Genomic DNA, 16,383 nt, shown 5'->3' with positions numbered 1-16,383 from the left:
ATAATAAAAGACAAATGAAATCAATTATAAACAAAATAGGTTTTCTTTTACTAACGGCAATATTAGCATTTACCTCTTGTGAAGTAGAAGAAACCTTAGAAATTACAACTCCAGAGGCGGTCTTTGAGTTATTACAACCGTCAATTTCAAATATAAATTTGAATCCAGAGTTGCCAGATAACCCCGCATTTACTATTGTATGGGAAGATGAAATTAGCGGTGCAGGAGCTAACTATACAGTAGAAATTTCTACCGATCCTCTTGAATTCCAAAACCCAATGACTTTAGGCTCTTCAAGTACGAACAGGTTTAGTATGACTGTTGCTGAATTCAATGATGCCGTTATTGGTGCTGGTGTTAAAGCATTTGAACCTTTCCCAGTTTTTGTAAGAATATCAACTGAATCGTTAGTTTCTAATATAGTAAGTTTTAGCGTATCGTCCTATGCTGAAACTCCACCTGTAATTACAAGTCCTGATGCTGATTTTGCAGTTGTTCTATCTGACGTTGCTCCTTCTGACGCTGCAATGACAATTACATGGAATGACCCTGATTTTGGAGAAAATACAACTGTTGATGTGTCTTATGCATTAGAGTTTTCAGAAGCTGGGACAAGTTTCGCTACAGTATTTTTGATAGAACCTGAAGGCGATTTAGATGAGAACAGTATGACTTTAAGTCATGAGCAGTTAAATGAAGCTGCTTTAAATTCTGGTCTAACAGCTGAAGAAGCTGGATCTCTTGATGTTAGAGTCAAAGCCTCTATTACATTGTCAGGTGGAGATATGGTGCGTTATTCAGATGGATTAACTATTACAGTAACGCCATACGACATTGTACTTCCTCCAATATTATACATAGTTGGTGCTGGAGTTCCTGATGCTGGTTGGGGTTGGACTTCTCCTGTGGAATTAACGTTATCAGGAAGCAAATATGGTGGAAATGTTAACTTATCACCTGATAATGGGGGTAATTTTAGGTTCTTTACGGATGCGTCCTTAGAATGGGCTTCACCAAGCCAGAACTTCCCTTATTATGAAGATAGAGGTTACACTATTGACAATAACTTCCAAAATGCCAACGATGGTGACTCTAACTTCTTATTTGTTGGTACTGCAGGTCTATATTACTTAGAAATTGATACAGAAAACAGAACAATTACCTTAGGTGATGCAAGAACAGGACCAAACTGTGAGCATGACCAATTATGGCTCGTAGGAGCTGGTGTTCCTGATGCTGGTTGGGGTTGGACTTCTCCTGTGGAATTACCTTGTACAGGTAATGGAGTGTATTCTGGTGCAGTAAGACTTCAAAACAATAATGGTGCAGATAACAATTTTAGATTCTTTACAGATAGAAGTCTTGAATGGAGTTCACCAAGCTTTAATTTTCCTCATTACGCAAACGCTGGTTATTCCATAGACAGTAATTTTATGGATGCGATGGATGGGGATAACAACTTTGCATTTGTTGGAACTACAGGAGATTATATTTTAACTATTAACGACACAGCAAAAACGATTACATTAGTACCTATTGCATGTGAGTTTGATCAATTATGGCTAGTGGGTGCCGGAGTTCCTGATGCCGGCTGGGGTTGGACTTCACCTGTACAATTACCTTGCTTTGGTGATGGCGTATATTCGGGAGAAGTAAACTTTCAAAATAACGCTGGTGATGAAAACAACTTTAGATTTTTTACCGACGCTAGTTTAGAATGGAGTTCACCTAGTTACAATTACCCTTATTTCAGTAACGACGGTTACGCTATTGACGATTTATTTGCCGATAAGATGGATGGTGACAATAACTTTGCTTTTACAGGTCAATCTGGCAGATATAGGTTAACAATAGATACCATGACAAAAACGATAACCTTAACTCCAGTTGCTGTTTGTGAATTAGACCAACTATGGATTGTTGGTGCTGGCGTACCAGATGCTGGTTGGGGTTGGACTTCTCCAGTACAATTGCCATGCATGGGTGAAGGGGTTTATTCTGGAACTGTAAACCTTCAAAACAATAATGGCGCAGATAATAACTTTAGATTCTTTACTGATGCCACTTTAGAATGGAGTTCACCAAGCTATAATTTCCCATACTTTGGAAATGATGGATATACTATTGATAGCAATTTTATGGATGCCATGGATGGAGATAACAACTTTGCGTTCTTAGGCACTACGGGCAGTTATCTACTCACTATTGATACAGTAAACAAAACAATTACCTTAGAGTAAATGCTATCTTATTAATAAAAGGGCTGTGTTTACAGTCCTTTTATTATTTCAATCTTTTAAAAAAATGCTTACTATGAAAAAACAAATTTTGGTTTTTTTAACTGTTTGTTTATTCTCATTTGGGTACTCACAATCTGTTTCTACAAATCCAGCTATACCAACCGCAGAAAATGCAGTTACTATTACTTTTGATGCCACAGGCTCAGAATTAGAAGGCTATAATGGTGATGTTTATGCACATACAGGTGTATTAACTTCAACATCTTCAAGCAATACAGATTGGAAACACGTTATAGGTTCTTGGGGAAATAATACAACACAACCTAAATTAACTCGTTTAACTTCAAATACTTACGAACTTGCTATCACACCAAGTATCAATTCATTCTACAATGTGGGTGCAGGAGAAACCGTAACAAATATCGCTATAGTTTTTAGAAATGCTGATGGCAATCAACAATCAAGACCTGATTTATTTATCGAAATTTTTGAAGCTGGCTTAAACGTAACTATCACCAATCCTTCAAACGATGACGTTTTTGATTTAAACGATAACATCACAATAACAGCAGAATCTAGTACATCTGCAGACTTAGAACTTAAGGTAAGTAATACTTCAATAGCAACTGAGACCGCAAGCACAAGTATATCTTCATCATACACATTTACTACCCCTGGTGCATTCACAATAAATGCTACTGCGCTTCAAGGAGGAGAAACAAAAGAAGAAACTATTTCAGTTTATGTAAAAACACCAACTCAAAATGAAACTGCTCCTGCTGGTTTAGAATATGGTTTAAATAAAAATAATGATGGTTCGGTAACCTTTATGCTACAAGCTCCGTTAAAATCTGATGTCTTTCTACTGGGAAGTTTTAATAATTGGGAGTTAAATCCAACATATCAAATGAAAAAGGATGGCGATGTATTTTGGCTTACCTTAAGCGGATTGGATTCAAATACAGAGTATGCTTACCAATATTATATCGATTACAGCTTAAGAGTAGCAGACCCATATTCAAAAAAAATACTTGATCCAAATAACGATCAATTTATACCAGACACAACCTATCCTAACTTGATGGGTTATCCTTCGGGGATGACTTCAGGTAATGTGTCTATATTTCAATTTAATGAAACACCTTATAATTGGCAAGTAAATTCGTTTTCAAAACCTGATCAAGAAAATCTTGTAGTATACGAGATGCTAATTCGCGACTTTACAGAAGATGATTCTTTTATTTCTGCGATGACGCATTTAGACTATCTTGAAAACTTAGGCATTAACGCCATAGAATTAATGCCTGTTAGCGAATTTGAAGGCAATGATAGCTGGGGCTATAATCCGTCATTTCATGGCGCGCTCGACAAATACTACGGAACTCAAAATCATTTCAAAATGTTTGTGGATGCTTGCCACGAAAGAGGTATTGCCGTAATCCTTGATGTAGTCTATAACCATGCGTTTAGTCAAAGTCCGTTGGCACAAATGTATTGGGATAGTGCAAACTTTAAACCTTCAGCAGACAACCCTTGGCTAAATCCAGATGCTAAACATCCATTTAATGTGGGTTACGATTTTAATCATGAGAGTGAGTATACCAAAACCTATGTAAAACAGACATTAAAATATTGGATTGAAGAATTTAAAGTAGATGGATTTAGATTTGATTTATCAAAAGGCTTTACACAAACCAACAACCCCGACAATGTAGGTGCTTGGGGCAATTTTGATGCTTCAAGGGTAGCTATTCTAGAAGATTATGCCGATTATATCTGGAACAACGTATCATCTGACGCCTATTTAATTTTAGAGCATTTTGCAGCTAACACAGAAGAAACTGCTCTAGCTAACTACGGATTTATGTTATGGGGTAACTTAAACCATGATTTTAACCAAAATACTATGGGATTTGCTTCAAATGCTGATGTGTCTTGGTTGGCGTATACTGAGCGTAACTGGAATAATCCACATATAGTTGGCTATATGGAAAGTCATGACGAAGAACGTTTAATGGTGAGGAACCTTAACAACGGTAATTCCAATACAGAGCATGACACTAAAGATTTTCAAACGGCTTTAGACAGGATTGAAGCTGCAACAGCTATTTTTTATAGCGTTCCAGGACCTAAAATGTTGTGGCAGTTTGGAGAGTTAGGTTATGATAAGAGTATTAATTGCGAAAATGATATTACAAACGGGAATTGCAGATTAGACAGAAAACCAGTAGCATGGACTTTAAATTATGATGACGATGAAGATCGCTTAGATTTATATGACGTAACAGCAAAAATGATCAAATTGAAAACTGATTATCCATCTACATTCAACACCGATGATTTTTCTTTTAGCCTTGATGGTTTGGTAAAACGCATCACTTTAAATGATAATGTTGGAGACTTTGACGTTGTTGTGATTGCTAATTTTGATTTGGTTGAAAAATCTGTTAACCCAAATTTTTCTAAAACCGGTACTTGGTATCGTTTACTTAATTACAACGCACCTCATGAGGTTAATAATGTGTCCACATCTATATCCTTAGCTCCAGGAGAATATCGTGTTTATGGAACACAACCTGTTATTGACCCCAATGATTTAGATAGTGATGGCGTTATAAATGCCGAAGACTCCTGTCCCAATACACCTTTAGGGGCGACGGTTGATGCCAATGGTTGCGAAATTTTCGTCTTGCCAGTAGATAATTTTAGACTACAAGTATCAAATGAAACCTGCAGAAGCAGTAATAATGGCGTAATTGACATTATAGCTCAAAAGAATTTAAACTATACTGCAACAATTACAGGAAATGGTTTAAATAACTCGGATAATTTTACAACCACCTATATCAAATCTGATTTGGAAGCTGGTGACTACCGTGTTTGTATTACTGTTGAGGGTCAAGCCGATTACGAACAGTGCTTTAACGTTACCATTACAGAGCCAGAAGATTTATCTGTTACCTCAAAAATCTTAGAATCTAAAAATAGCGTTACATTAAATCTTAATGGTGGTGACTCTTACTCTATTAGTATAAATGGTATTAAAACTGAAACTTTCTCATCTACTATTGAGCTACCGCTGGAATTTGGAGAAAATAAAATTGTTGTGAAAACCGATAAGGATTGTCAAGGAAAATTTCAAAAAACAATTTTTTATGGTGATGGCCTTATAGCCTCTCCAAACCCATTTACCAATAATCTGAATGTTTATTTTGGTAATGTTCAAAATGATACGGCTTCTGTTGAAATTTATTCGATTTTAGGACATAAAGTTTTCTATACGAATAGCAGCACACCTAGTTTAAACATAGATACCTATAATTTTTCTAAAGGCATATATATCTTGAGAATATCTACGGAATCGATGAGTAAAAGTTTTAAAATTATTAAGAATTAAAATGAAAAAATCAATTATATATATCTTCGGAAGTTTAGCACTTTGCTTTTTTATTCTAAATTGCAGTAGTGGCGGTAACGATGACACCCCAGATCCTGATCCTGACCCTGATAAAGTGAATCCCCCTAGTGCAGCAACTTTAGTTTTTCCTGAGCAAAATTCTGAGTGTACCACTGGTTCTAATCTTACCAGTACGGAAAGTACAATTGTTTTCAATTGGAATGATGCAACCAATGCAACATCGTATCAACTATTTGTGAAAAACTTGAATACGCAGAACACGCAGAATTACACATCCAACGTTTCAGAAAGAAGTGTAACCATTCTAAGAGGCACTCCCTATTCATGGTACGTAGTTTCCAAAAATTCTGGAAGTGAAACCGCACAGAGTCCAACTTGGAAATTTTATAATGCAGGCGAAGCTACATCGTCGTACGCACCATTTCCTGCAGAACTTGTTTCTCCTGAGCTTTCACAAGTATTAGGCGCATCAACTACATCTGTATTACTAGAATGGAATGGAAGTGACGTGGATAATGATATCAACGAGTACGATATACTCTTTGGTACAGTAAGCCCGCCAGTTAATAAAGTTACAACAACTAGCAACACTAACTTTAGTGTGAATGTAGCCTCTGGCAGCACTTATTATTGGCGCGTAATAACTTATGATGATCAAAATAACAACTCAGAATCACAAATCTTTGGTTTCTCAGTTGAATAATGATATTTATGCCTATTTATTTTAGGTATGAAGTTTAGTTTGTTTAGTTTAGTTGGGTTATTAGTTTGAAATAAACTTATACCATAAGAAAGGCTTCAACATATTGAAGCCCTTTTTCATTATAATAAAGCAAAAAATCTGCGACCAATATAGGCTGACGTTTTGTTTAGTAGAGTATTGAGAAAAAATATCGAACTTGACAATATTAGAATCGTAAAAATTCGAAGCAATAGACTAATAAAATAGCATTGACAAAATAAGAGTACTTACAAAACCAATTAAAGCCAACAGTGTTGTCATAACTGTCCAACTTTTAAAAGTCTGCTGTTCTGATAATCCTAGATATTTACCAACTAGCCAAAACCCACTATCATTAACATGCGATAAAATACTTGCGCCAGATGCAATAGCAATAACCATTAACGCTTTTTGAGGCTCTGAAATAGAATCTACTAAAAGCGGTGCCGTAAGTCCCGCAGCTGTAATCATAGCTACAGTAGCAGAACCTTGTAAGATACGGACTAAAGCTGCTGATAAAAACGCAAATAGTATAATACTCACACCTTTATCGGCAAAATAATTAGCCAACATTTCTCCTGTTCCTGTATTTACCAACATTTGCTTAAAGACGCCTCCAGCACCCGTTAATAAAATAATAATTCCAGCAGGCCCCATAGATTTTGTACTAATATCTAAAAGCTGTTGTTTTGTAAACCCTCTTTTTACTCCTAATGCATACCATGCGATAAGATTTGCTATTATTAAAGCCGAAAATGGATGTCCTATCATACCTACCCATTCTAGTATACTTTCTGGAATATTATAGTTTTGGAAAAATGGACTTGTAATTACTGTATTTAAAACAATTAAAAAAATTGGAATTATTATGATACTAATTATGGTTCTAACAGGTGGTGTATTTTTTTCCCTTTCTACCACTTCATCTAAATGAGGTGCATCAATCTGTATTCGTTTTGCAATATATTTTCCAAAAATAGGGCCACAAACTATAGCTGTTGGAATACCTGCAATACATCCAAAAAGAATTACCCAACCTAAATCTGCTTTTAAAATATCTGCAACTGCTACTGGTCCAGGTGTTGGTGGTATAAATGCATGTGTAATTGCCAAACCTGCCAATAAAGGGATACCGTAAAGCAATAATGATTTGCCTGTTTTTCTTTGTAAGGCGTATATCATTGGCACCAAAATAATAAAGGCCACGTCAAAAAACACAGGAATTGCAACAACAAAACCTGTTAGCATTAATGCCCAAGATGATCGTTTTTCTCCAAACTTTCCTAACAAATAAGTTGCCAAAGATTCTGCGCCTCCAGAATGTTCTAAAATAGCACCAAAAATAGCTCCCAATCCAACAACAACAGCAACAAAACCCAATGTATTCCCCATGCCCTCCTGCATGGTTTTAACAATGGTTAAAGGAGGCATACCTGCTAATACACCAACAACGATACTCGCGATAAGTAACGCAATAAACGCTTGTATTTTAAATCGTAAAATAAGAACTAGCAATAATGCAACTCCTATTAAAACAGACATTAAAAGAGAAAAATCTATCATAATTAATACCAATTTGTATGAAAAAATTGTCCCTCTGGAGCATCAATACGTTCATAAGTATGAGCTCCAAAATAATCGCGCTGAGCTTGTATTAAATTTGCAGGTAAGTTTTCGGTGGTTAGTGCAACCCAATGGTTATGTGCCGACCAAAATGTGTCAAAAGCTATTCGGTGAGATACACCATAGATGATACAATCCTTAATATGTTTTTCATCAGAAATTAAAATCTCCAAAATACCTTTATCGTCTAAATAGCTTTCATTGTTTTTGAAAATATGTATTGATCTTTCCATAAATTCTGATCTGATAATGCAACCATTAGTCCATATTCGCGCAATTTCAGCTAGGTTTAATTCCCAATCAAATTCTTCTGATGCTAACCTCATCAATTCAAAACCTTGAAAATGATTCATTATTCTAGCAAATCGATACCCTTTTTCTAAAGCTGTTAAATCAATTGATTCTATGGTATTTGACGGCGTTTCTATAAGCTTAGATAATTGCTCTCGTTTCGACTTGAAAGACGAGATATAACGTGCAAAAACTGCTGAGGCCATCATGGTGTTTACTCCCCCTAAATCAAATGCGGCCTTTGTAGACCAAGAACCTGTACCTTTATTCCCGGCTTTATCTAATATGGTATCTAATATATAGGTATCGCCTTCTTTTGTTTGAAGAATATTTATAGTAATTTCTAGTAAGTAGCTCGATAAATCGGTATTATTCCATTTTTGTAATAGCTCAGCAATTTCGGCATTGGTTTTTGTTAGTGATAGTAAAGCATAAACTTCAGCCAATAATTGCATTTCAGCATATTCAATACCATTATGTACCATTTTAACAAAATGTCCTGCACCACCTTTACCAATATGTGTACTGCAAGGGGTATTGTTTTTATCTCTTGCTGCAATGGCGTCTAAAACTGGTGCTATTAAAGCATAACTTTTTGTATTACCTCCTGGCATTATCGACGGCCCCTTTCTTGCGCCTTCTTCTCCTCCAGACACACCACAACCAACAAAATGCACCTTTTTAGTACTTAAATATTTGCTTCTTTTGTTGGTGTCTAGATAATGCGAGTTACCGCCATCAATAATTACATCCCCTTCTGATAAAAGTGGTAATAATGCTTCGATAACCTTATCAATAGCTGTTCCTGCTTTTATCATGATAAGAATTTTTCTAGGCCTTTGTAGTGATGCAACAAATGCTTTCAGTTCACTAAACCCCTTAACATTCGTACTAGCCTCTACGCTTCCCATAAAATCAGAAAGTATGTGTTCTTCTCCTGGAGAAATTCTATTATAAACTGATAGGGCATAGCCTTTTTCTGCTATATTTAAGGCTAAACTGCTTCCCATGACTCCTAAACCAATAACACCAAAAAATGAGGTATTCATATCTTTTAATCTTAGAATAATTGTATCAATAATGTTTTCTGGTGTCTCTGAAACATTTATATGAATGCCATAATTTGGAACTTCCAAAGCATGAAATTGTGAGTTTAGTAAATCGGAATTCATATAATGCCCGCTTCTCGCTTCAATTCTTTCTTTAATTAAGTTTTTACTTCCAGACAAGTATACCCAAATAATATTAGTGTATTTAGAAGCTAAAATAACTCTGTAGTTTTCTTTAAGCGCTGAACACGCCAATACAGCTCCATTTTTGGATGACCACTCTAAAATATTATCAGCCAATAACTCCAACCATGGCAATCTATCATCATCGTTTAAAGAATTTCCTCGTGTCATTTTATCGATGTTAGATTTTGGGTGAAAATCATCAGCATCATAAAAAGGAATACCAGTTTTTTGAGATAAACGACTACCAATTGTAGTTTTGCCACACCCGCTTACCCCCATAACTATAACAATCATACAACTACTTTGTTAAATAAAATGCGTCTTTTAATCCTGAAGATGAATTAGGTCCAACCCAAACATTAAAGTGACCCTCCTCAGCAGCATCAACTGCCTTATGATTAGAAAATTTTAATCGCTCTGATGAAATTTTAAATGCCACTTCTTTTGTTTCTCCTGCTTTTAAACTCACATGTTGAAACCCTTTTAACTCTTTTACAGGTCTGGTAATGCTTCCAACTACATCTTGAACGTAAAGCTGTACAATTTCTTTTCCATCTCTTTTACCAATATTGGATATAGTTGCACTAATAATCACATCTTCATTAAAGCTAATTGTATCCTTAGAAATTTTAATATTGTCATATGTAAACTCTGTATAACTTAGACCATGGCCAAAGGGAAAATGAGGTGTAAAACCAACGTCTAAATAATGAGAATCGTTTCCTAAAGAACTTTGCCATGCGCCAATGGGAATATCGTACATAGCCACATAGTCTTCTTTATTTGCTGGTCTCCCTGTATTCTTATGGTTATAAAAATAGGGTAGCTGTCCTGCAATTTTTGGCCATGATACGGGTAATCTTCCTTCTGGTTCTCTCGATCCAAAAATTATTTCTTGCAAGGCTTCCCCTCCCATTGTTCCGGGATGCCAAGTCATTAAAATGGCATCAACATTGTCAATTATATTTGTAATAGTAATAGGCCTTCCCGCCATGATTACTAAAACAATAGGTTTTCCTGTTTTAGATAATTCTTTTATTAGCTCTTCTTGAGCCCCTGGTAAATCTATATTAGCCCTACTATGAGCCTCCCCAGAAAGAATCGCCTCTTCGCCTGCAACAAACACCACAACATCGCACCGTTTTGCAGTAGTGAGCGCTTTTTTAAATTGTGTTTTAGTCAAATCGCGACTATGTGTTAATCCAGATGTAAAAACATGATTGACGTTTGCGTTTTTAAAAGCATCTAATGGCGTTATAGTATGTGTTTTATCGCCATCGAAAGTCCAAGTCCCCATTTGATCCAAAGGCGCATGTGCCAACGGCCCTATTAAGGCTACTTTTGTATTTTTAGACAATGGTAAAATAGCCTTGTTTTTAAGCAAAACAGTACTTTTTATAGCGGCTTCTTTTGCTAGATCTAAATGCGCTTTTGAATAAAAGTTAGCTTCATTAGTTTTATCTCTATAAGGTTCGTCAAACAGCCCTAATCTTATCTTTATTCTTAATATATTTTTTACGAAATCATCTAACTGTTGTTCTGTAACTTTACCCTCTGCTATAAGTTCTTTTAGATTATTTTCATATGCTTTACTGGTCATTTCCATATCCATTCCTGCATTGGCAGCTAGTTCGCCTGCATGTTTTTCATCTCTGGCATAACCATGCGCTATCATTTCAATTGCAGAATCCCAATCACTAACTACAAATCCATCAAATTTCAATTCATCTCTTAAAACATCTTTTAAGAGGAACTCATTTCCTGTTGCAGGCACACCATTTACTTCATTAAAGGCTGTCATTACAGTAGCAGCTCCCGCATCAAGGGCTGCCTCAAAAGGTGGTAAATACACATTACGTAATAAAGGTTCTGGAATTAAAGCTGTGTTATAATCCCTTCCTCCAATAGCTGCACCGTAACCAATAAAATGTTTAGCGCATGCCGCTATACTAGTTGGATTGCTTAATGAATCGCCTTGAAAACCTTCCACATAGGCCCTTCCTAAAACAGAAGCTAAATAAGGATCTTCTCCTGGTGATTCGGCTATTCTACCCCATCGACTGTCTCTAGCAATATCTAGCATAGGGGCAAACGTCCAGCGAATTCCAACAGAACTCGATTCTATTGCTGCAACCCTAGAAGATGATCTAGCTACATTCTCGTCCCAAGAAGCCGCTAAGCCCAGTGGTATAGGGAATATAGTTTTAAAACCGTGTATAACATCTCTTCCAAAAATTAAAGGAATTTTATGAGGACTTTCTTCTATGGCAATGCGCTGCAGCTCGTCAACAAATTCAACGTTCATGACATTAAGTAGAGCTCCTACCTTTCCTTTCCTAACATCATCTTTTAATGCTTCGGATAATGTTTTAGCTCTACTAGAAGTTCCTCTAAGATTGGTTTGCCCTATTTTATCATCTATTGACATTTCTGCCAATATACTATCAATACGTTTTTCCTCTACATCACTCTCAATCTTAGCAACTTTAGTTTGAGAACAACTCATTAAAACAAAGGCTACAATTACTAAATAATATTTCATTTAAATGGCTGTTTGAGGGTTAAAAAAACGTATTCTACTTAATTAGAAACTATCTTGATAAGGTTTTTATTTTCTTTACCGTCAGAAGATATCAATCCAAAATTATCACTTTTATAATTCCAATTTGCATATGCAATACCGGTTTCATTAAAAAGTTGAACTATATCTTGATACCAAATAAGGCTTTCTTTTTCAGGCGCATGTGATATAATGCCAAATTCACCACAATACAATGGTAAACCTAATGCTTTAGCCTTATGTATAGGCTTTTGCAACATTTCAAGTAATACATCTTTATCAAATTCCATATCAACCCATTTCTCAACTTCAATCTTCATGTCGTCTGGAAGGATTTCAAACTCGTCTTTAGTTAAAATTGTTCCAGGGTAGCTTACTGGCCCATTGTAATTTCTCAAAGGCAACCATTTAGCTCCATAATGACTTAACAAAAAAGGCTCGTAAAAATGAAAGCTTAATAGAATATTTTTATCATTTTCAGGCACTTTTAATGCATCAAAAGTTTCTACCGCCTGCCACCTGTTGGAGCCTATTACGATGGTACGTTCACTTTCTAATTCACGAATGGCTGCAACAGCTTTTGCAACTAAATTATTCCAGGATTCATGATCATCTGCAACAGCCTCGTTCATAAGTTCGTAGGCTACTAGATTATTTGGAAATTTGTTCAAGGTCTTTGATAAATCTCTCCATAAATCAAAAAACTTATTTTGTTCAGCTACATCTGTCCACAAAGGTTTCTCTTTTGCATTAAAATGATGCGATCTTAAAATGTGTAAATCAACAATAACTCTAAGGTTATGTTTTTTACACCATTCAATACAATTTTCCATTAAACTAAATGCCTCGTTATATCTATTTCCATTTTCATCCCACATTTGCTCCTCATCAATTGGTAAGCGAATATGATCAAAGCCCATATTAGCAATTCGTTTGACATCCTTTTCAGTAAAAAAGGATGCTCTCTCAATGCCTCTTCTATCGCTTTGAGATAACCAATGCGCTACATTAGTACCCTTAGAAACTTTAAAATTATCTTTTTCACCGTCTTCTAAACATGAAATAGACATTATTAATGTTGTAAATAATAGTGCTACAGCAACTACTATAAATACTTTTGTTCTACTTTTTGTTTGCATCTGTTAATTTCTTTAATTACTCTTTTATACTTCTTGGTTAATTAATAATAAGCGCCAAATATTTACAAAACCTATTGTAAGCAACCACATTGAAAACCCGATTAATAAAACTTTGGACATTGGTTTTGTATTCAACTTTTTATTAGCCTTATTTAGTATTCAAACTTAATGTTTTATTAAGGTTATAATTATCACTCTCGATTCAAAATATGAAACAATTGTAGCATTTATATACCAATTTAAAATATATTCAAAATTTACATCAATGTAAAAAAAGCAATTTGGATAGAAAGAAGTATCACGAAGTGGAAATAAAAAAACTACTAAATCAAATTAATAGACTTCAAAAGCATCGCACCTTAAAAAGAAAAGACTCAAATGCAAAAAAGCAATTGAGTCTTATTTAGTAGCGGGAACTGGACTCGAACCAGTGACCTTCGGGTTATGAGCCCGACGAGCTACCTACTGCTCTATCCCGCGGTTTATATTTTTAAAAAGTGAAATATTTGGCTGTATTTCACTCAAAAGCATCGTACTTATTTCAAATTCTCGCGCTGAGCTTGTCGAAGCGTCCCGCGATATCGGACAGCAAATATACAATCCTTTTTAGATTTAACAATACTTTATATTGAAAAAAATTATTGTTCAATACTAGTTGCCTGAAACTCCGTGATTTCAGAATTTAAAAATTTAACTTGTATTTGTACAGGGTTACAACATACTTCACAATCCTCTATATAATCTTGTATTATCACAGAATCATCAAGTAGCATTGATATACGCTCCCAACAATATGGACATGTAAAATAATGTTCTCTCATATTTAAAAATAAAAAAAGATACGCAATTGCGTACCTTTTTACCATTAACTATTTTATGAAAATTTACTATATAATTATTCTTTTTCAATGTCTACCGTAGCTGTCGCGCTAGATTCGATCAACATTAATGACGGCGGATTTTTACCAGAAACACTAATGTATTCCTTATTAAGTTTGTTATCGCTAACCATAATGGTATTTAACTTGGTTAGGTTTATAAATTCGATAGGTACATCTCCCGTAAATTGATTTGTAGACAACAACAATTCCTCTAATTCAGTTAGAAGCGCCATTTCTACAGGAATTTCACCATCCATTTTATTATCCATTACACTAAACTTCTTTAATTTCTTTAAGGCCTGAATTTCTCTTGGAATATTTCCAGTTAAGTAATTACTACCTATTAAAAGTTCTTCCAGGTTTGTTAAATCCATTATCGGTAATGGAATATTACCAGTTAACTTATTGCTGTATAGTTTTAAAGACTTAAGTTTTTTTAATTGCCCTAGTTCAGCAGGAATTTCGCCTTCAAACTTATTCATGAATAATTCTAAAACTTCAAGGTTTTGTAATTTACTCAGTGCGGTTGGCACATTGCCCGTTAAGCCGTTGAAACCTAAGTTCAATTTTACAAGCGCTGTAAGATTCCCTATTTCAGATGGTAGAGGGCCAGTCAAATTATTAAAAGGTAGATTAATCTCAACTACATGATTGTTCTCTAACTTTACACCGTACCAAGTATCTATTGGTGCTGTAGTATCCCATGTAGAATTCCATTCTGCACCATTTGTGCTATTGTATAATGCTAATAATGCTTGCTTTTCGCTATTTGGAATACTAGCAAAAGCTGCAAATGAGATTAAAAAAATTAAGATTGTATACTTTAGGTTTTTCATCTTAGGTTAATTTAGGGACTAATTTCACGTACGAAAATAGCAACTAAATAGACAAAAAACTATTTTTATCGATAAAATACACTAAATTTTAACATTTATATCTTAAATCTGTGTATTTAGTAGTTCACCACTCAATCTCAACACTTCCAATTCAGCAATTTTTGCCTGATATTTTGCCTGGTTTCTACTTAGCTCTGCATTTATAAAATTCAATTGTGCTTGTCTAAATTCAATAGAATTTACTTGACCGAGTTTAAATTTCTCTGATGTTCTATCAAAATTATTTTGAGATGTCATTATATTTTCTTCTTGAATTTTAAGCACCGTAAGTTTGTTTTGATAGTCATCCCAAGCATTTTCAAAATCTCTTTTAACTGTAGATAATAATTGTTCTTTTTGAATTTCTTGAATTTGAAGATTCACCCTAGCATTTTTTACTCTTGTTAATGTTCTCCCACCATCAAAAAGATTCCATGTTAGGTTAACACCACCTGAAAAACCGGTGTTTGTGAATACTGCTAAAAACGCAGCAGCGTTATTATTGTTTTCGTTCCAGCCATACGAACCTGTTAAACCAACAGTAGGTAAATATTCAGATTTTCCAGTTTTTAACTCATACTGATTAATTAGAATATTTTTATCGGCCTGCTGCAAGACAACATTTTGGGTTATCGCTTTTTGTAGCAGCTCTTCTTTATTAAAAAGCATAGCAAAATTAACCTCTGTCTCAACATTAAAGATATTTAATACGCTATTACCTAAAATCAAATTCAAATCCCTTTTGGCATTATTTAGTTCTTGGGATATATTGATAAGGTTTATGCTATCATTATTTATATCAACCTCGGCGTTTAGTACATCTAGTTTGGTGGCTTGTCCATACTCAAACTGATATTTAGATCTTTTTAACCTATCGTTAGAAACATTAAGCGTTTGGATAAGTACTTTTTTATTCTCGTGTAACTGGGCAACACTATAATATACAGAAAACAATTGCAATAAAGTAGTTTCTATTGTTTCTCTAGCTTCTAGTTCTGTAAGTTGATATCGCTCTTTTAAGCTTTTGTAGTTATAGCGCCTTCCTAAACCATCAAAAAGCACATAGTTTAAGTTAACGGAGGCATTATATCTTGAACTTTCGGCGTTGTTTAAATTAGTAACATTACCATTTGCAAATACAGCCTCTGTATTGTCTAAATTGTAGGTTGCACCCGCGTTTCCTGTAACTGTAGGTAAATAGTCGGAATTCAAAATTGATGCATTGTTATCCGCTACCTCCACTAAGCTATTGGCTACTTTAATGCCGTAGTTATGTTCTAGGGCAAGTTCTACCGCTCTTTCGATAGTTATTAACTCCTGAGCATAAATACCGAATCCGGTGACAATGAATGATAATGTTATACAAAAATGTTTATTCATTCTTTTCTTTAGTTTTTAGC

At 34.8% G+C, this 16,383-nt stretch carries 10 protein-coding genes and 1 tRNA gene; 3 read left to right on the top strand and 8 right to left on the bottom strand.

Annotated features, from left to right (window positions below):
• The first annotated feature begins 14 nt into the window (after window positions 1-14).
• The 3 genes from AC1B0Z_RS14170 to AC1B0Z_RS14160 all read left to right on the top strand — a co-directional run bounded on the left by AC1B0Z_RS14170 (window position 15) and on the right by AC1B0Z_RS14160 (window position 6,361).
• The gene (locus tag AC1B0Z_RS14170) at window positions 15-2,240 is read left to right on the top strand and encodes a SusE domain-containing protein (protein ID WP_483792737.1); all 2,226 of its coding nucleotides are present in this window, start codon (window positions 15-17) and stop codon (window positions 2,238-2,240) included.
• Window positions 2,241-2,313: 73 nt separating this feature from the next.
• Window positions 2,314-5,637, top strand: a complete 3,324-nt coding sequence (locus AC1B0Z_RS14165) for an alpha-amylase family glycosyl hydrolase (protein ID WP_483792735.1) — start codon at window positions 2,314-2,316, stop codon at window positions 5,635-5,637.
• Window position 5,638: 1 nt separating this feature from the next.
• Window positions 5,639-6,361: a hypothetical protein gene (locus tag AC1B0Z_RS14160; protein WP_483792734.1), complete on the top strand. Its 723-nt coding sequence runs from the start codon at window positions 5,639-5,641 to the stop codon at window positions 6,359-6,361.
• Between the two features lie 234 nt (window positions 6,362-6,595).
• Here AC1B0Z_RS14160 and AC1B0Z_RS14155 read toward each other — a convergent pair whose 3' ends face one another.
• From AC1B0Z_RS14155 to AC1B0Z_RS14120, 8 genes are all read right to left on the bottom strand, one after another.
• Entirely contained in the window at window positions 6,596-7,942 is a 1,347-nt protein-coding gene (locus AC1B0Z_RS14155; RefSeq protein ID WP_483792733.1) for a GntP family permease, read from the bottom strand.
• Between the two features lie 2 nt (window positions 7,943-7,944).
• Window positions 7,945-9,822 (bottom strand): NADP-dependent phosphogluconate dehydrogenase, encoded by a 1,878-nt coding sequence (gndA, locus tag AC1B0Z_RS14150; RefSeq protein WP_483792732.1) that lies wholly within the window; start codon window positions 9,820-9,822, stop codon window positions 7,945-7,947.
• A 4-nt stretch (window positions 9,823-9,826) separates the two neighbouring features.
• Entirely contained in the window at window positions 9,827-12,070 is a 2,244-nt protein-coding gene (locus tag AC1B0Z_RS14145) for a glycoside hydrolase family 3 N-terminal domain-containing protein (RefSeq protein WP_483792731.1), read from the bottom strand.
• A 38-nt stretch (window positions 12,071-12,108) separates the two neighbouring features.
• A complete protein-coding gene (locus AC1B0Z_RS14140) occupies window positions 12,109-13,227 on the bottom strand; it encodes a glycoside hydrolase family 5 protein (protein ID WP_483792730.1) in 1,119 nt (372 codons plus the stop codon).
• 407 nt (window positions 13,228-13,634) lie between these two features.
• Window positions 13,635-13,707: transfer RNA gene (locus AC1B0Z_RS14135), tRNA-Met, on the bottom strand.
• A gap of 158 nt (window positions 13,708-13,865) precedes the next feature.
• Window positions 13,866-14,048, bottom strand: a complete 183-nt coding sequence (locus AC1B0Z_RS14130) for a zinc ribbon domain-containing protein (RefSeq protein ID WP_483792729.1) — start codon at window positions 14,046-14,048, stop codon at window positions 13,866-13,868.
• 74 nt (window positions 14,049-14,122) lie between these two features.
• The gene (locus AC1B0Z_RS14125) at window positions 14,123-14,944 is read right to left on the bottom strand and encodes a Two component regulator three Y domain protein (RefSeq protein WP_483792728.1); all 822 of its coding nucleotides are present in this window, start codon (window positions 14,942-14,944) and stop codon (window positions 14,123-14,125) included.
• Window positions 14,945-15,046: 102 nt separating this feature from the next.
• Window positions 15,047-16,363 carry a TolC family protein gene (locus tag AC1B0Z_RS14120; protein WP_483792727.1) on the bottom strand — a complete coding sequence of 439 codons (1,317 nt, stop codon included), beginning with the start codon at window positions 16,361-16,363 and terminating at the stop codon, window positions 15,047-15,049.
• Window positions 16,364-16,383: the final 20 nt, after the last annotated feature.

The sequence above is a fragment of the Hyunsoonleella sp. J2K-J805 genome (assembly GCF_057167125.1).
The sequence above is the reverse complement of the archived record's forward strand: the minus strand, read 5'-3'. Positions and strand labels throughout refer to the sequence as shown.